The 15,951-nt window shown below is 41.8% G+C and carries 18 protein-coding genes; 3 read left to right on the forward strand and 15 right to left on the reverse strand.

Annotated elements, in window-relative coordinates; translation table 11 throughout:
- Window positions 1-19: 19 nt before the first annotated feature.
- The 9 genes from MHB67_RS10930 to MHB67_RS10970 form a co-directional block, all read right to left on the reverse strand.
- The gene (locus tag MHB67_RS10930; protein ID WP_029706057.1) at window positions 20-1,426 is read right to left on the reverse strand and encodes a glycoside hydrolase family 1 protein; all 1,407 of its coding nucleotides are present in this window, start codon (window positions 1,424-1,426) and stop codon (window positions 20-22) included.
- Window positions 1,410-2,756 carry a PTS cellobiose transporter subunit IIC gene (gene celB / locus MHB67_RS10935; protein ID WP_034622356.1) on the reverse strand — a complete coding sequence of 449 codons (1,347 nt, stop codon included), beginning with the start codon at window positions 2,754-2,756 and terminating at the stop codon, window positions 1,410-1,412. The genes MHB67_RS10930 and celB overlap by 17 nt, the downstream gene beginning before the upstream one ends.
- Window positions 2,757-2,781: 25 nt before the next feature.
- Window positions 2,782-3,114: a PTS lactose/cellobiose transporter subunit IIA gene (locus tag MHB67_RS10940; protein WP_024422904.1), complete on the reverse strand. Its 333-nt coding sequence runs from the start codon at window positions 3,112-3,114 to the stop codon at window positions 2,782-2,784.
- Window positions 3,115-3,117: 3 nt separating this feature from the next.
- Window positions 3,118-3,429, reverse strand: a complete 312-nt coding sequence (locus MHB67_RS10945; RefSeq protein ID WP_024422905.1) for a PTS sugar transporter subunit IIB — start codon at window positions 3,427-3,429, stop codon at window positions 3,118-3,120.
- Window positions 3,430-3,569: 140 nt separating this feature from the next.
- Window positions 3,570-4,355, reverse strand: a complete 786-nt coding sequence (locus tag MHB67_RS10950) for an SDR family oxidoreductase (protein WP_024422906.1) — start codon at window positions 4,353-4,355, stop codon at window positions 3,570-3,572.
- A 12-nt stretch (window positions 4,356-4,367) separates the two neighbouring features.
- Window positions 4,368-5,216: a GRP family sugar transporter gene (locus MHB67_RS10955; protein WP_025093008.1), complete on the reverse strand. Its 849-nt coding sequence runs from the start codon at window positions 5,214-5,216 to the stop codon at window positions 4,368-4,370.
- Window positions 5,217-5,332: 116 nt separating this feature from the next.
- Window positions 5,333-6,742, reverse strand: a complete 1,410-nt coding sequence (gene gndA, locus MHB67_RS10960; protein WP_024422907.1) for an NADP-dependent phosphogluconate dehydrogenase — start codon at window positions 6,740-6,742, stop codon at window positions 5,333-5,335.
- 98 nt (window positions 6,743-6,840) lie between these two features.
- The gene (locus MHB67_RS10965; protein ID WP_024422908.1) at window positions 6,841-8,085 is read right to left on the reverse strand and encodes a DNA polymerase IV; all 1,245 of its coding nucleotides are present in this window, start codon (window positions 8,083-8,085) and stop codon (window positions 6,841-6,843) included.
- Window positions 8,086-8,349: 264 nt separating this feature from the next.
- Window positions 8,350-9,342, reverse strand: coding sequence for a carbon-nitrogen hydrolase family protein (locus MHB67_RS10970; protein WP_024422909.1), 993 nt, complete (start codon window positions 9,340-9,342; stop codon window positions 8,350-8,352).
- A 180-nt stretch (window positions 9,343-9,522) separates the two neighbouring features.
- Here MHB67_RS10970 and MHB67_RS10975 point away from each other — a divergent pair, with 180 nt between their 5' ends.
- Both MHB67_RS10975 and MHB67_RS10980 read left to right on the forward strand, forming a co-directional pair.
- Entirely contained in the window at window positions 9,523-9,804 is a 282-nt protein-coding gene (locus tag MHB67_RS10975; RefSeq protein ID WP_024422910.1) for a hypothetical protein, read from the forward strand.
- Window positions 9,805-9,871: 67 nt separating this feature from the next.
- Complete coding sequence (locus MHB67_RS10980) at window positions 9,872-10,651, forward strand: membrane protein insertase YidC (RefSeq protein ID WP_046312291.1); 780 nt, start codon at window positions 9,872-9,874, stop codon at window positions 10,649-10,651.
- Window positions 10,652-10,688: 37 nt separating this feature from the next.
- On the opposite strand, the gene MHB67_RS10985 is transcribed toward MHB67_RS10980, so the two are convergent.
- The 4 genes from MHB67_RS10985 to mce are packed head-to-tail and all read right to left on the reverse strand — an operon-like array spanning window position 10,689 to window position 14,184.
- A complete protein-coding gene (locus MHB67_RS10985; protein ID WP_024422912.1) occupies window positions 10,689-11,153 on the reverse strand; it encodes a chemotaxis protein CheW in 465 nt (154 codons plus the stop codon).
- Window positions 11,154-11,167: 14 nt separating this feature from the next.
- On the reverse strand, window positions 11,168-12,289 hold the full coding sequence (locus tag MHB67_RS10990) for a M20/M25/M40 family metallo-hydrolase (protein WP_024422913.1): 1,122 nt from the start codon (window positions 12,287-12,289) through the stop codon (window positions 11,168-11,170).
- A gap of 16 nt (window positions 12,290-12,305) precedes the next feature.
- Entirely contained in the window at window positions 12,306-13,769 is a 1,464-nt protein-coding gene (locus MHB67_RS10995; RefSeq protein WP_081372085.1) for an acyl-CoA carboxylase subunit beta, read from the reverse strand.
- Entirely contained in the window at window positions 13,762-14,184 is a 423-nt protein-coding gene (gene mce, locus MHB67_RS11000; protein ID WP_024422915.1) for a methylmalonyl-CoA epimerase, read from the reverse strand. Before mce ends, MHB67_RS10995 begins: the two co-directional genes overlap by 8 nt.
- 101 nt (window positions 14,185-14,285) lie before the next feature.
- On the opposite strand from mce, the gene prli42 reads away from it, so the two are divergent.
- Window positions 14,286-14,378, forward strand: coding sequence for a stressosome-associated protein Prli42 (gene prli42 / locus MHB67_RS11005; protein ID WP_149126490.1), 93 nt, complete (start codon window positions 14,286-14,288; stop codon window positions 14,376-14,378).
- 38 nt (window positions 14,379-14,416) lie between these two features.
- On the opposite strand, the gene MHB67_RS11010 is transcribed toward prli42, so the two are convergent.
- Together MHB67_RS11010 and MHB67_RS11015 are read right to left on the reverse strand one after the other, a co-directional pair.
- Window positions 14,417-14,926, reverse strand: coding sequence for a L,D-transpeptidase (locus MHB67_RS11010; RefSeq protein ID WP_024422916.1), 510 nt, complete (start codon window positions 14,924-14,926; stop codon window positions 14,417-14,419).
- Window positions 14,927-14,978: 52 nt separating this feature from the next.
- A complete protein-coding gene (locus tag MHB67_RS11015) occupies window positions 14,979-15,932 on the reverse strand; it encodes an aromatic acid exporter family protein (RefSeq protein WP_024422917.1) in 954 nt (317 codons plus the stop codon).
- Between the last annotated feature and the right edge of the window lie 19 nt (window positions 15,933-15,951).

The following is a 15,951-nucleotide window of genomic DNA, read 5'->3' on the forward strand; positions in this document are numbered from 1 at the left end:
GAAAGAGCAAGTATTTGGATTAAAAACCGTTATTCTTTGAAACGGATTGAAACCAGTATCCGCTTTTCTTAATCGTTCGTTTCCCGTCTTTTTGAAGATCAACTGAGACAAATCCATAACGATTTTTATATGCATTCGACCAGGACCAGTTGTCCATAAAGGTCCATAGATGATAGCCTTTCACATTGCTTCCTTCTTGAATGGCTTGATGCACCCATTTGAGATGCTCAGAAATAAAGTCAATGCGGTAATCGTCATGAATCATTCCTTCTTCATCCTTAAACCGCTCTTCTCCTTCGACGCCCATTCCATTTTCAGAAATAAAGCATTCAATATTATCATAGTCTGTTTGGACTTTTTTCAATATATCGTAAATGCCCTTTTCATAGATTTCCCAGCCTCGATACACATTCATTTTTCTTCCCGGCATCTCAAAAGAATCAAAATAATGATTCGGCATAAATGGTGCTTGAGGATGCGGCATATGCTCTTTCGCTTTCACTCTTCTTGGCTGATAATAGTTGATGCCAAGAAGATCAATCGTATTCTCTCGAATGAGCTCAAGGTCCCCTTCTTCCATACTTGGCATAAAGCCTTCTTTCTTTAAGACTTCTACTAGCTTTTCCGGGAAATGACCCTTCACCGCAGGATCTAAGAAGGAACGGTTAAAGAAAGCATCGGCCATCTCTGCTGCTTCTACATCGCGCGGATGCTGGCTTCGCGGGTACGAAGGAGTCAGGTTTAGGATGATGCCAATCTTACCGCCTTGCTGCAGCTTTTTATAAGCCGCAATCGCCTTCGCATTTGATAAAAGTTCATGAAAACCGACCTGTACAGCCTTTTGGAAATCGACTTCGTTTGGATAATGAAAGCTATACATATATCCGCCTTCTACAGGAACAATCGGTTCGTTATGGGTAAACCATTTTTTCACCCGGTCGCCAAATAATTGGAAGCATAATGTTGCATAGCTCACATAATCATCGACCACCTGTCTGTTCACCCAGCCGCCTTTCTCCTGCAGTGCCATTGGCATATCGAAATGGTACAGGTTCACAAATGGCTCGATATCATGTGCAATCAGTTCATTGATCACATCATTATAAAAAGACACCGCTTCTTCATTCACAGCACCTGTTCCTTCTGGTAAAAGGCGTGACCATGAAATCGACAGCCGAAATGAATTGTGGCCAATTTCTTTCATGAGACGGATATCCTCTTTATATTTTCGATAAAATTGAGATGTCACGTCCGGTCCTACGCCATCAAAAAAACGAGTCGGCTCTTGTTCAAACCAATGATCCCAAATGTTCGGTCCCTTTCCATCGCCGGGGACGCTCCCTTCTGTTTGCGTCGCAGAAGCAGATGATCCCCACCAGAAACCTTCTGGAAATGTATATGATTGCTTGTTAGTTTCCATCGACATGTATTGAGTCTCCTTCACCTTTGATGTTTGCTGCCTTCGTTTTTTCTGTTGTCGTTATTTTTTCATTTTTCACATTCATACGGTCAATAAATTTCAGGAACGGGAACCAAATGACAAACACAATCATCAGGTTAAACAACTGAAGCAGACCGCCCGCTAGTGAATTTGTTGCCATCATTCCGCTAATAAAGATCGGCACTGTCCATGGGATATTCACGCCTGTCGGCGGCGGTACAATCCCTGATGCCATCGCAAAATAAGTAATACATGTAATGACCATTGGCGCCAAAATCCACGGAATGAGAATAAGCGGATTCATGACAATCGGTAAACCAAAGATAATCGGTTCATTGACGTTAAATAATCCTGGTCCTAAGCCAAGCTTGGCTACTTGTTTTAATTGCTTACTTTTCAGGAAAATTAAAATCGTAAACACAACAGCAAGCGTCATACCGGTTCCACCCATTCCAACCGTATAGATTTCAATAAACTGCTTGCTGATGATATTAGGAACCTCACCTGTTTTTGTGTAGCTCTCTAGGTTTTGAATGGACAATGTATTCCAAATCGGATCCATGACAGAGTTGATAATAATTTGGCCATGAAGCCCAAAGAACCAAAGAATTTGTATAAAGAAAACAGCGATCAACGTCGGAATAATACCGCTTCCAAGACCGACAAGCGGCGCCTGAATGGCATGATAAATCAAATCATGCATATTTGTTTTGAAGCCTTGTGTAATGATGATATTAATGAGCAAAAAGGTTGTAAGTGTCAAAGTAGCCGGGATCAGTGCAGCAAAAGACTTGGAAACAGCTGGCGGAACCCCTTGCGGCATATTGATCACAAATTTCTTTTGGACAAAATAACGATAAATTTCAGCAGACAAAAAGCCTGTGATCATTCCTAGGAACATCCCCTTTGCCCCTAAACGATCAACTGGGATAACGCCTGCAATCGTTGCACCGCCTTCTTGTTCTAGTAAAAACGGAGTTAGAAGCAAGAAAGAGGCTAAAGCAATCACGCCGCCAAAGACAGCTTCTACATCATAGCTTTTTGATAAATAGTAGCCAATCCCAAATACAACAAACACACTCATAATGCTGATGGTCGCACTTGGTGCGATATTCAGTGCAGACTGGACGCCCTCCAGTACGGTTTTACTCATGATTTTATCTAAAAATGGCAAATTCATCAGCACAACCATAATGGAACCAAAGATGGTGAGCGGGAACGCAAGCATAAAGGCATCACGTAATACGCCTAAATAGCGGTTGTTGTTCAATCTCCCAGCAATCGGAACCAAAATGGCACTTATTTTATCAAACATTGGTTTCCCCCCTTGTTTACACCCTTTATTGTTTAAGCGATTGGAATATCGGCAGAAGCTCTCCCACAAGCTCCTTGATGGTAATGGTCGACATTAAATGATCTTCAGCGTGCATGAGCAATAAGGAAAAGGATGTTGTTTCTCCGCCTGCCTCTTTCTGCACGAGTTGAAAATGGATGTCATGTGCAAGCCGTAAATCTTCTTCCGCTTCTTTCATATGACTAAAAGCTTCTTCTTCTAGACCTTCTCGATATTGTTTCAGAGCCTGAAGCAATTTGCTGCGTGCATTCCCGCTGTGTAAGATCAATTGAAAGCTCACTTGTTCCTCCGTGAGCCCTTCGAGTGTTTTCTTTTCCATCCTTTAAGATTCCCCCATCAATGTAAGTGCCTGTTCATATGCTTTTTGTCCATCGGCAAGCCCGTATGCCTGCATATCAATGACTTCTACCTCAATCCCGTATTTTGTTGCTTCTTTTTGGAGGTCTCCTTTTAAAAAGCTCATTTGCGGTCCGATTAACACAACATCTGCATTCGCCATTTCTTTTTTTGCTTGATCTTGACCAACTGCCCAAATTTCTGCTTCGTCCCCAATTGAATCGGCATGTGCTTTCATCTTTGTCACTAGTAAACTCGTAGACATTCCCGAACTGCATGCTAATAAAATACGTTTCATTTCTCTCACCCCATTGTTGTAATAAAAGCGCTTCCAATTAATATTATATATTTTTATTTTTATATGTCTAGACATTTAATTTCATTTGTCTGTATTTAATATAAAAAAGAGCGTACAATACGCTCTTTTTCTTAATTATCTTATCCTTTTCCTGCCTGGAACCCAGGATACTTTGTCATGCCGCCGTCTACATATAACGTCAGGCCTGTGACATAGCTCGCCTCTTTTGATGCCAGCCAGACAGCGCATGCTGCCACTTCTTCTGGCTTTCCAATATAGCCGATTGGAATCAGCTCAATCACGCCTTTTTTCAATGCTGGATCATCGAATTTCTCCGCATTAATCGGGGTATCAATAGCGCCTGGTGCAATGCTGTTTACACGGATTTTTTTAGGGGCATATTCAAGCGCCAATGTTTCTGTCAAAAGCTTTGCGCCTCCTTTACTAGCTGCATAATGAACAAAATGAGGCCAAGGAATTTGCTGATGAACCGACGACATATTAATGATCGAGCCTTCTATTCCATGATCCGTCATATACTTCAGTGCATCACGGCACCCTAGAAACATGCCTGTTAAATTGGTAGACATTACTTTGTTCCAATTATCCAGCGTCATTTCTGTAGAGGGTACTTCATTTTCAATGCCTGCGTTATTGATCATCACATCAAGACTGCCGAATGTATCAACGGCTTTATCAATCATCGCCTGCATATCCTCTTCCTTTGATACGTCTCCCTTGATTTTCACAGCCCGTCCACCATGTTTTTGAATTTCTGCAATGGTATCATCCGGATTTTCTTTATCAGAGAAGTAATTAATCACCACATTGGCTTTTTCTTGTCCAAATCGGCGGGCCATCGCTTGACCAATCCCTGTACCTGCACCTGTAATCAGAACTGTTTTTCCTTCTAAATCTGGATACATTCGTGTAACCTCCTATTTTGTAAAGCCTAGCAGCACACCGCCTGCAATAATCATCAAGCAGCCTGCAATGACAAAGCTTGTTCTAGATGCTTTCTCTTTTAATAAGTAAATGCCGCCTAGTGTTGAGATGACAATCCCTGTTTGTGACATCGAAAAGCTTACGGCTACGCCGATTAATGGAATGGCCAAAAGCAGACCAAGATTTCCTGTTGACCAAACAAGACCGGCAATGATATTTCTAAACGTATATTTACTAAATGGGTCCTGCTTTAAACTAATCGCTAAGGATGAAAGCAGCATACCGACGGATTGCGGGACAAGTGCAGACCAGCCATCAATATCAAACCATCTTAAAATGACGACATATCCGACGTAGCCAACGGTTGAGATAAGCAGAATAATGATCCCTTTTTTAAAATTGCCTCTGCCATTCCCGCCGCCATTCTTTTTTTGACCGAGCGATGTCATGACAACCCCTGCAATGATCAGTAAAATGGCGCAGGAACCAATGAGTATGACCGTCATCGTCTGCCATTCTTTGAAGACCATGACGCCAAATAGCGTTGTGCTCACTAGCTGCATGCCCGTTGATAAAGGAACCGCTTTAGACACACCGAGAAAAGCAACACTTGAAAGCTGATTCATTTGTCCAATACTCCAGAAGATGCCTGAAATGACGGAAACCGCAAAAATAAGCGGTGTCAGCTCTGGCATTTTGATGAAAAAGGCAGCAATCGAAAATAAAAACGCGCCGAGCGTAATGCCAAGGGTTTGCTGATACGCATTCCCGCCTAGTTTGACACTGATGAGAACAATACTTCCCCAAAATATCGCTGGGAGAAGTGCATATAAGATGCCCACTTCTATCCCTACTTTCTTGTCTTTTTTACATAGCATCCCTCTTTTTCACATTTTTAGCCGAAAAGATGCAAACAAAAAAACCTTACCAAAGGTAAGGTTTTTCAGTCGTTCTCTATTTATTTCATCCATTCAGTATGGAATACGCCTTCTTTATCTGTGCGCTCATACGTATGTGCACCGAAATAGTCACGCTGTGCTTGAATTAAATTCGCTGGAAGGACAGCTGTGCGATAGCTATCAAAGTAAGCAAGTGCACTTGAGAATGAAGGAACAGGAACTCCTTGTTCCACTGCAAGCGAAATGACTTTACGAAGTGATGATTGATAGTTTTGAGCAATATCCTTAAAGTATGGATCAAGCAATAGGTTTTTCAGTTCAGGATTACGGTCATATGCTTCTTTAATTTGTTGTAAGAAGGCTGCACGAATGATACATCCGCCGCGGAAGATCATCGCAATTTCACCGTATTTCAAATCCCAGTTATATTCATCAGACGCTGCTTTCATTTGAGCAAAGCCTTGTGCGTAAGAGCAGATTTTACTCATGAATAGGGCTTTTCTAACTGCTTCGATCAGCTCTTGTTTATTCTCAGCTGATTGCGCCGGCGCTGGACCTTCGATCAATTGACTTGCTTCCACACGTTCATCTTTCATTGCTGAAATGTAGCGCGCAAAAACAGACTCAGTAATGATTGGAAGCGGGACACCTAGATCAAGTGAGCTTTTGCTTGTCCATTTTCCAGTTCCTTTTTGACCAGCTTTATCTAAGATCACATCCACAAGCGGCTGGTTTGTTTCCTCATCCACTTTTGTGAAAATGTCAGCTGTAATTTCGATTAAATAGCTGTCAAGCTCGCCTTTATTCCACTCTGAGAATACTTCATGAAGCTCCCCTGCTGACAATCCAGCAACATGCTTCAAGATAAAGTATGATTCAGAGATCAATTGCATATCTCCGTACTCGATACCGTTATGAACCATTTTGACATAATGTCCTGCTCCATCTGGGCCGATATACGTTGTACAAGGCTCACCGTCTACTTTCGCAGAGATTGCTTCTAAAATTGGTTTCACTAGCTCATGCGCTTCTTTTTGACCGCCTGGCATGATGGAAGGACCTTTTAGCGCGCCTTCTTCACCGCCGGAAACACCTGTACCAATGAAGTGGATACCACTTTCTGCAAGCTCTTGGTTACGTCTTTGTGTATCCTTGTAATATGTATTTCCACCATCAATTAAAATGTCACCTTTCTCTAGGTGAGGAAGTAATGATTGAATGGTTGCATCTGTTGCTGCACCAGCTTTTACCATTAAAAGAATTTTACGCGGTGTTTCAAGCGACTGAACAAATTCTTCGATGCTGTATGTGCCAACAACGTTTTTTCCTTCTGCTTCTTGAAGAAACTCTTCTGTTTTGCTGCTAGATCTGTTATAAACGGATACGGAGAAACCGCGGCTTTCAATATTGAGGGCAAGGTTTTTCCCCATAACGGCTAGTCCAACCACACCGATTTGTTGTTTTGACATAATTCTGACGTCCCTTCTAACACACTATATTGATTACTGCTGAAATGATGTACCCTTTGAAATTACCACAACATCACCTCTTTTATCAAGTTTTCAGGCTAGTCATTTCCTCTTTCGTCCTGAAAAAAATCTTTATTAAAACTTGTCCCGCTTGTTTTGCTCTCTTTTTCCTTAATAGTGATTCCTCTTTGCACCAATGACTTTCCATATTTTTCTTTCAGTCCATCTAAAATGGTTTGGAGAGGCTCTTCTTTTGCATCTTCTGTATATGAAAATAAATCAAGCTGTTTAACAGCTGCTTTTCGTTCGACAAGGTCTGTCCCCGTCACACCTAAGAGCCTCACTGGCTGGTCATTCCAATGTTTAAGGAATAACTGCTTTGCCGCTTCAAATATGTCTTCCTTTCGATCCGTTGGATTCGTAAGCATGACACTTCGCGTGATATTTTTCCAGCTTGCATACCGAATCATGATGAGCAGCCGATTCGCCATCACTTCTTTTCTCCTTAACCTTGCACTCACAGATTGTGACAGCTTATCAATTAACGTGACAAGTTCATCTGAATCATCAGAATCATGAGGCAGAGTAGATGAATTGCCGACGGATTTAAATTCGTATATTCTTTCTGGGTCCACGATGCCGTCATGTTCACCATTCGCCTTTTGCTTTAATCTCGGTCCATTAATGCCAAGCAATTCTTTTAGCGTATACTCATTCGCTTTCGCTAAGTCTTCAATGGTATGAATTCCGATTTTTTTTAATTTCTCTGCCGTTTTTTGTCCAACCCCGTGCATGTCACCAGCAGGGAGCGGCCAGAGCATGTTCGGAACATCTCGTTTACGCAATATGGTGATGCCCATTGGCTTTTTCCAATTTGACGCCATTTTCGCTAAAAATTTATTCGGTGCAATGCCGATACTTGAAGGAAGCATCAGCTCCTCTACAAGCCTTGTTTGAATATCATGAGCCGTTTTTACCGCATGCTCGGCATATGGCGTATGTGTTAAATCAATATAGCCCTCATCAATCGATACAGGTTCGACTAAATCACTGTATTCTCTTAGTATTGTAAACATCTCTTGTGAGGAGCTGCGGTACCGGTCAAAGTTCGGTGTGCGGACAATGAGTCCCGGACATAGCCGCTTCGCCTCCCACAAGGGCATCGGGGGCTTCACACCTAGTGCTCTTGCCTCGTAGCTACACGTCACAACAATCCCTTTACGCTCTTTTGCATTTCCGCTGATGGCTAAAGGTTTCCCTCGCAAAGAAGGATCATACGCCATTTCTACATTGGCATAAAAAGCATTCATGTCTATATGAAAAATAATATTTGACATTGGCATAACCCCATTTTCTTGTCTACCTGTATTTTGATCAGCTGTTTCCTTATATATCAAACATGATGGATTCCTTTTATGCTCAATTATACATTGATTTATTTCATCTTTCCTCAAAAAGACCTTCTCCAAAAAAGAGAAGGTCAGACTGTTGACAAAGGGCTAAAATGTTCTTGATTTTAGCCCTTTGTCTTCTTTTCAGCGTGATCAAAAACCTTTGCAATCTAGCCGAATGCGAGGGTTTGTCTGCGCGCTGGGTTCCACGTTCATTTACACTTTTTCTTCAAGTATACCATGTTGATATTGAATGTCCTCATATGTGAACACTTCATTTTTTTGATGATGTAAATGTTTCACAACCGGATTGGGCTGCTGATGAAAATTCATACTCAAACTTTGATTGGAGTAGTGTCCAGCCGGATCAATATAATACTTGTAATCAATGACTCTTTCTACATCAATTTCAGCGTAAGCAATTCCTTCCGTTTCAGCAGGAACCATATCACTGATCGGTTCTCCGTCCGGCCCGTAAATGCACGTATGCCCGCTTTTAAATGTTTCAAAGTAATCTCTTTGCTCCTGCGTTAAACAAATCATCTCTTTCATTTCTTCCGTATATATAGATGATGTCATCAGCACAAATGTCTGTGTCGCGATGGCATAATATCTGCTTGAAATTTCATCGTCAAAATAACCTGGCCAAGAGGCTACATGTACCTGCTCATTTTGAGCATTCATCGCCATAAGATCAAGCGGGACTTGATGCTCCCAGCACATCAATCCGCCAAGGTTTCCAATGTCAGTTTGAAAGACTGGCATCATACTTCCACTTCCATCCCCCCAAATAAGTCTTTCTGCTACAGAAGCTCTCATTTTCCGATGTTTTCCTATTAAATCCCCATTTGGATTAAACCAAAGCTGAGCTAAATAGAGGGAGCCGCCATCTTTTTCACTGCATGATATACAAACGTACGTTTCATTTCTTTTTGCAGCCTCACTGATTTTTTGAATGGCTAAGCTAGGGATTTCAACTGCATTTTTATATAATTCATGATAGAACTTTCTCGTATATTCTGGATGACCAATAAAAGCAAACCAAGGATAACCAGGTAAAAATGCTTCTGGGAATGCCACAAGCTTTGCACCATTTGAAGCTGCCTCGTCGATCAGTTCACATGATTTCTCAACGGTTGCTTCCAAATTTAAGTAGACAGGTGCTGCTTGTACCGCCGCTGCTCGAAACTTTGGATAAATACTTGTCATATTCAAAACCTCCATTTCTTTTCATCTCCCTCATTATAGGATAGGAAATATGAAGTTTGGATGACATTTACTATTTTATACAAAATAAGGAATTTTATTTAATAGAGAAAACACGTGGTTGTGTTAGACATTTAACCATGTGTATAGTACACTGTGAGTAATGAAATGGATGTGATAATCATGATTATTGATACATTCAATGAAGTCTTTTTCCTTGTTGAATTCTTTACGATTATTCTTCCAGCGCTGACGGCCATCGGCATTGCGTTTTTGCTAAAAGACTGCCGTATGAACGAACATCTTGGTGGACATCGTTTGGAAGAGTTGGACGCATCTTGCTTGAATCGAACAGACTTTCTGTTTATCATATATGATCGCATTACAACTTGGATTAGTAAAGTCATTCGAATGAAACGATCATCTAATGATGATGAAGACCATTCGCTTCCTCTCACTAATTAAATTTTTTTAATCATGAGGAGGAAACGAATTGAAACGTTTATTGACTGTTTTTACGACTTTTTGTTTGATGATGATTGCGTCACCTGCATTTGCAGCGAGTGCGCAAACGAATACGAGCTCTGATGGGTTTTTCCATCATTATTTTGTTCAGCCTTTTTCTGAGCTGATCATTTGGCTTGCGAACTTTTTCCATGATGATTATGGTTTATCCATTATGTTTGTCACCTTGATTGTCCGCCTGCTGATTTTCCCGCTTTTTGCGAACCAATTTAAGAAGCAACGAGTCATGCAGGAAAAAATGGCACTGGTGAAACCTCAGATTGACCAAATACAAAGCAAACTGAAGAAAACAAAAGATCCTGAAAAACAAAAAGAACTGCAAATGGAAATGATGAAAGTATATAAAGAGAACAATGTGAACCCGCTGGCAATGGGCTGTCTGCCTATGCTGATTCAAATTCCAATTGTTCTTGGCTTTTACTCAGCGATCCGCTCAACACCTGAGATCGCAACTCATACGTTCTTATGGTTTAACTTGGGACAAACCGATTTATTGGTGGCAGTCTTTGCAGGGGCTATGTATTTCTTGCAATTTTATGTCACACAAAAATATGCGAAGCAATCAGGCACCCAGACAGAGGCTGCGCTGAAGCAAGCGAAAGTAATGGGCATGATTTTCCCAATCATGATGCTGTTTCTTTCAATCAATGCACCCGCTGCTCTTCCTTTATACTGGATGACAAGCGGACTACTACTCACGATTCAAACGATTATTTTAAATGTCATGTACCAAAAATCAAAAACGAAAGCTGCGGCTAACGAACAAGCCAAACCAGCTGCTGAATAAAATTAAGCCCCTTATCTAAAGGATAAGGGGCTTTTCATTATGCCAATTCTTCTTTCAACCGGTCTGGCAATTGATCAAGGTCCTCAATTTTCCCAAGGAACTTATTTGGGTCCACTTGTAAAATCATTTTGTTTTCTCTCTCCACAACGCCGAAGAAATATTCAGAGGCCTTCGTGTTCATATGAAATGGCTTGATCTCGCTTTGCTCGATATCAATGATATCTTTTGCATCTGAGACAAGACAGCCAATCATTTGATCGTTTACTTCAAATAGCAGCACCTTGGACTGCTCGTTCACATCAAGAGGCTTTCCGTGAAGCATCACGCCTGTATCACTGACAGGAATGACCTCTCCTCTTAATGACATCAGGCCTTTAATTTCTTTTGGAAGATTCGATACTTCTTGTAAGTAAGGGACCTTCTCAATCGAACGAATATGCTCTACACTGATGCCAAACTCCTCTTGCCCCACCTGAAAAATAATAATCTTTTGCGTGCTCACAGAGTCTCCTGCCTTTACGATGGATTTGTCGTTTCTTCGATAATGGCGAGAACCATTTCAGCTGTTTTGACTAATTCTTCAATCGGCATTTTCTCATTTTTCGTATGAATATCTTCATATCCAACAGCTAGGTTGACAGTTGGGACGCCGTTGCCTGCAATGACGTTTGCATCACTGCCTCCGCCGCTCGTCTGCAGTTCTGAAGGACGGCCAATTTTTGCTGCCGCTTTTTTCGCCACTTCTACGACTTGATCGCCGTGTGAGAATTTGAAGCCTGGATACATGATGTCAATTTGTACATCGGCACTTCCGCCCATTTCTTTAGCGGTTTTTTCAAAGGCTTCTTTCATCTTCGCTACTTGAGCTTCCATTTTTGCTGGTTCTAAAGAGCGTGCTTCCGCCAAAATATCGACTTGATCGCACACAATATTCGTTTGTGTTCCGCCTTCAAAACGGCCGATATTCGCCGTTGTTTCTTCATCAATCCGGCCAAGCGGCATGCTGGCAATTGCTTTTGATGCAATGGTAATCGCAGACACACCTTTTTCTGGCGCGACACCTGCGTGAGCGGTTTTTCCGTAAATCGTTGCGCGTACTTTTGCCTGTGTTGGTGCAGCTACAATAATCGTGCCAACCTTGCCATCTGAATCAAGGGCATAGCCGTATTTCGCTGTCATCAAATTCGGATCTAACGCTTTTGCTCCAACAAGTCCTGATTCCTCGCCTGCTGTGATCACAAATTCAATTGTTCCATGCGGTAAATTTTTCTCTTTCAGCACACGGACCGCTTCAAACATAGCAGCAAGTCCTGTTTTATCGTCAGCACCAAGAATCGTTGTTCCATCTGTTTTCACATAGCCGTCCTCAATGACTGGTTTTACGCCATTCCCCGGTACAACTGTATCCATATGGGAAGTGAAATAAATTGTATCTGCCTCTTGATTCCCTTCTAAAGTACAGACAAGATTGCCTGCACCGTGGCCTGTTGCCACTTTTGAATCGTCTTCAATCACTTTTAGACCAAGCTGCGAGAATTTTTCTTTTAATACTTCAACAATTTTCTCTTCGTGTTTTGTTTCTGAATCAATCTGAACTAATTCTAAAAATTCGTCTAGTAAGCGTTTTTCATTGATCATGATGATGCTCCTCCTCTTATAGCGGCATGTTGCCATGCTTTTTTAACGGTCTATCTTCTTCCTTACTGCGAAGCACATCAAATGAGCGGATCAATCGTTCTCTCGTTTCAGCTGGCATGAAAATATCATCTATCAGACCTGCCTGAGCCGCTTTCCATACACTTGGTTTGTTTTCAGACTTGCGCGAAGCAGGATGAACGATTTCGTCTGCGAACGTTTTCCCCATGACATCAATTTCTGCTTCTGGCCATGCATAAACAAAGTCAGCTCCTAAGCCCTTGCTATTCATCGCGACATATGCACCGCCAAACGCCTTTCTTAAAATCACAGTGATTTTTGGAACAGTTGCTTCAGCGTACGCATATAAAAGCTTTGCCCCATGGCGGATAATTCCCGCATGCTCGGCTTTTTCTCCTGGTAAAAAACCAGGAACGTCCACAAGGGTTAAGATCGGAATATGAAACGCATCGCAAAATCGAATAAATCTGGCCGCTTTATCGGCAGCGTCAAGATCAAGGCTGCCTGCCAGCACCTTTGGCTGATTGGCAACAACACCAATGGAAGCTCCTTGTAATCTGGCAAAACCTGTGACAATATTTTTTGAGAAACAAGGCTGCGTTTCAAAGAATGAGTCTGGATCGGTTATCGCTGTCACCACTTGTTTGACATCATAAATTCGTGAGGGATCCTTTGGCAAGATGCTGCCTGGATCGGCGGTATCATGCTTTCGCGTCCCAGCGCGTGTGACAGCCTGCTGTTTCGTTTGTATGTACGTTAAAAGAGTTCGAACCGCTTCTAACACGTCCTTCTCATCTTTCCCAGTATAGTGCACATTCCCGCTCGTCTGATGCTGAACACTTGCACCGCCAAGACGGTCAGGACAGACCGTTTCTCCTGTTGCCTTTTCTATTACTTTCGGACCAGTTAAAAACATGTGAGCTGTTTGCTCTGTCATAAAGACAAAATCAGTCAATGCAGGAGAATAAACTGCACCTCCAGCACATGAGCCTAAAATAACAGATATTTGCGGGATTCGACCAGAGTACAGCACATTCCGTTTGAAAATCTGTCCGTATCCTTCTAATGATACCACACCCTCTTGAATTCTCGCACCACCTGAGTCTTTTAGACCGATGACCGGCATCTGATTTTTAGCTGCCAGATCCATTAAAGAGACAATTTTTTTTGCATGCATTTCGCCTAATGAGCCCCCATATACGGTTGCATCTTGTGCATAAACACAGACAGGCTTACCGTGAATGAGTCCCGTTCCAATGACGACGCCGTCACCAACATGCTCTGACAGACCGCCTGTTGCAAATGACTGAATTTCCATCAAGCTGCCCTCGTCAAGAAGTTCATGCAGCCGCTCTCGAACCGTCAGCTTTCCTTTGTTTCTGTGAGCCGCTGCTCGTTTTTCGCCGCCGCCCATTAACGCTTTATTCCGCCATTCAGACAAGTCATTGAACGATTCATTCATCGCAATATTTCTCTCCTTTCAAGGACCCGCATAATTCAAATAACACACCTGACGTTTCTTTAGGTGAAATAAAGGCAATCTGCTTTCCGCTGGCGCCCATCTGTGCTGTTTTTTGGAGAAGCTGCACGCCAAGGTGATCGAGACGGCTAAGATCCGTTTGAATGTCATCTGACTTTAACGCAATATGATGAAGGCCCTCTCCTCTTTTTGTTAAAAAGGTATGTAGTTTACTGCCGGCTGAGATGGGCTCAATTAATTCAATGTGCAGATCATCAAGTGAAGCGAAGGACGCTTTAATCTCCTGCTCAGGAATCTCTTGTATGTCTGAAAAATGCCAGTTAAATAGCTGATGAAGCGTTTGAGATGTTTCTTTAATAGAAAAGACGGCAATGGCAATATGATCGATTTGGTTCATCCGTTCACTTCCTTTGCTGATCACTTGTCGCATATGAAAAAACCAGATAAAATAAAGACAAGTGCGCTTGTCGCAAAAATCTTCGGTTATAGGGGTGCGATATGTCTCAAAAATTCATGAAATTTATGGTATTGCTTATGATTAGCCTGCTGTTAGTTTCTTCACTTTTAGCAGGAGCAGCAGCCTTTTTATAAGGTTTGAATAAAAGCAGACAAGCAGGTGATTCGCGATATCAACGAATGGCCTGTTTGTCTTTGGCAAGCTTTTCAAAGGAATCGCTTGATGTTGTAATCCATACCTTGGTGCCAATTGGAAGCTGATCAAACAAAAGCTCTACATCATGATTATGAAGCCTTACACAGCCTGCTGTGATAAATTTCCCAATCGATGTTTCGTCACTCGTTCCGTGAATTCCGTAGGTTCTGCCATCTGTTCCTCGTGCATCAAATCCAATCCATCTTCGCCCAAGAGGGTTATTCTTTGCACCCCCTTCAATATTCTTTCTTCTATAATAGGGATCTTTCGCTTTGATCATAATCGTAAATTCACCTTCTGGCGTTAAATCCGCTGTTTTTCCTGTTGAAGCAGGATATACTTTTTGGATTTTTCCTTGATCAATGAAGGCAAGTTCATTCGTTTGTTTATTAATAATGACAAACGGGTCACCTGGAAGCGGGTTTTGTCCAAGCGGCCAGATAGGTGAAAGGGACATGGTCAGTACGGTATAAAATAAAAGACGCATAGGCTCCTCCTTTTTCATTAGATTGACCAATGAAGGAGGAACTCATGCGTCTCTATTCTTTCATCCCTTTAAAATAGCTTTTCAGTACTAAATATTGTTCCATTTCACCGAGGAAATGAAAGAGTGCCGCTCTTGCCTCAAATTCTTCTCTTGTTTGCGGGAGCGGAAGTGCATCGAACTCTTCTTTCATATCAATGAGACGTCTTAAAAACTTATGCGCTGTGTTCCCCGGGTGAATATGTTCGCGTAAGTCTCTAATGTATTCTGCAATGATTTGTCCATGCTCCGTTGTGACGGAGATCGACGTAATTTTGGGCAGCACACGCTCAATGATTTCAAATTGCTTTTGTCTCATGTTGAAATAATGGTAATACAGGTTTTCATGTCTTAATACATGGTTTTCAACATCACGATATGCAAGAGCTTTCGCTTCTTTGATCAATTGATGTGTCTCTGGTATTTCTTTTCCTGTCCAGTCTTGTTTCCCTGTCATTAAGTATTGCTCGATTTCCTCAAAGATTTTAGCAAAGTTGGCTTCAATCTGTTCGCTGTAGCGTTTAAGTTTTTTATCAACACTTGGCATATAGAGGTTCATAATCAGCGCTACCCCAACACCAATGGTAATCAGCAGCAGTTCATTCCAGATGAGATGCAGGGTAATCCCGCCAGACATGTATAAATGGAGAATGATGACTGAACTTGTGACAATCCCTTCTTTAATTCGAAGCAAAACCGTTGTCGGAATAAAGACAAGTAGCATCAAACCGATCACAAAAGGATGATACCCAATCAGATCGAAAAATAAATAAGAAAATAAAATAGCAAGACTGCATGCTGCAAAGCGAGCTCCCGATGCTAAGAGGGATCTTTTCTTTGTCACCTGAATACACAGGATCGTAATAATCCCGGCAGCTGAATAATTTTGCAAGCCAAGCAATTGTGCAATATAAATAGCGATCGCTGTTCCTAATGCTGTTTTCAGCGTTCGGTAGCCGATTTTAAACATGATGTGATTCACTCTTTTC

The sequence above is a fragment of the Bacillus sp. FSL H8-0516 genome (genome assembly GCF_038635285.1).
In the GTDB taxonomy this organism is placed as follows: Bacteria; Bacillota; Bacilli; order Bacillales; family Bacillaceae; genus Bacillus; species Bacillus safensis.

What these genes read in the sequence shown, in the direction of transcription:
- MHB67_RS10930 (WP_029706057.1), bottom strand. Translation starts at nt 1,426, where the DNA reads ATGTCGATGGAAACTAACAAGCAATCATATACATTTCCAGAAGGTTTC.
- celB (WP_034622356.1), bottom strand. Translation starts at nt 2,756, where the DNA reads ATGTTTGATAAAATAAGTGCCATTTTGGTTCCGATTGCTGGGAGATTG.
- MHB67_RS10940 (WP_024422904.1), bottom strand. Translation starts at nt 3,114, where the DNA reads ATGGAAAAGAAAACACTCGAAGGGCTCACGGAGGAACAAGTGAGCTTT.
- MHB67_RS10945 (WP_024422905.1), bottom strand. Translation starts at nt 3,429, where the DNA reads ATGAAACGTATTTTATTAGCATGCAGTTCGGGAATGTCTACGAGTTTA.
- MHB67_RS10950 (WP_024422906.1), bottom strand. Translation starts at nt 4,355, where the DNA reads ATGTATCCAGATTTAGAAGGAAAAACAGTTCTGATTACAGGTGCAGGT.
- gndA (WP_024422907.1), bottom strand. Translation starts at nt 6,742, where the DNA reads ATGTCAAAACAACAAATCGGTGTGGTTGGACTAGCCGTTATGGGGAAA.
- MHB67_RS10965 (WP_024422908.1), bottom strand. Translation starts at nt 8,085, where the DNA reads ATGCCAATGTCAAATATTATTTTTCATATAGACATGAATGCTTTTTAT.
- MHB67_RS10970 (WP_024422909.1), bottom strand. Translation starts at nt 9,342, where the DNA reads ATGACAAGTATTTATCCAAAGTTTCGAGCAGCGGCGGTACAAGCAGCA.
- MHB67_RS10975 (WP_024422910.1), top strand. Translation starts at nt 9,523, where the DNA reads ATGATTATTGATACATTCAATGAAGTCTTTTTCCTTGTTGAATTCTTT.
- MHB67_RS10980 (WP_046312291.1), top strand. Translation starts at nt 9,872, where the DNA reads ATGATGATTGCGTCACCTGCATTTGCAGCGAGTGCGCAAACGAATACG.
- MHB67_RS10990 (WP_024422913.1), bottom strand. Translation starts at nt 12,289, where the DNA reads ATGATCAATGAAAAACGCTTACTAGACGAATTTTTAGAATTAGTTCAG.
- MHB67_RS10995 (WP_081372085.1), bottom strand. Translation starts at nt 13,769, where the DNA reads ATGAATGAATCGTTCAATGACTTGTCTGAATGGCGGAATAAAGCGTTA.
- mce (WP_024422915.1), bottom strand. Translation starts at nt 14,184, where the DNA reads ATGAACCAAATCGATCATATTGCCATTGCCGTCTTTTCTATTAAAGAA.
- prli42 (WP_149126490.1), top strand. Translation starts at nt 14,286, where the DNA reads ATGTCTCAAAAATTCATGAAATTTATGGTATTGCTTATGATTAGCCTG.
- MHB67_RS11010 (WP_024422916.1), bottom strand. Translation starts at nt 14,926, where the DNA reads ATGCGTCTTTTATTTTATACCGTACTGACCATGTCCCTTTCACCTATC.
- MHB67_RS11015 (WP_024422917.1), bottom strand. Translation starts at nt 15,932, where the DNA reads ATGTTTAAAATCGGCTACCGAACGCTGAAAACAGCATTAGGAACAGCG.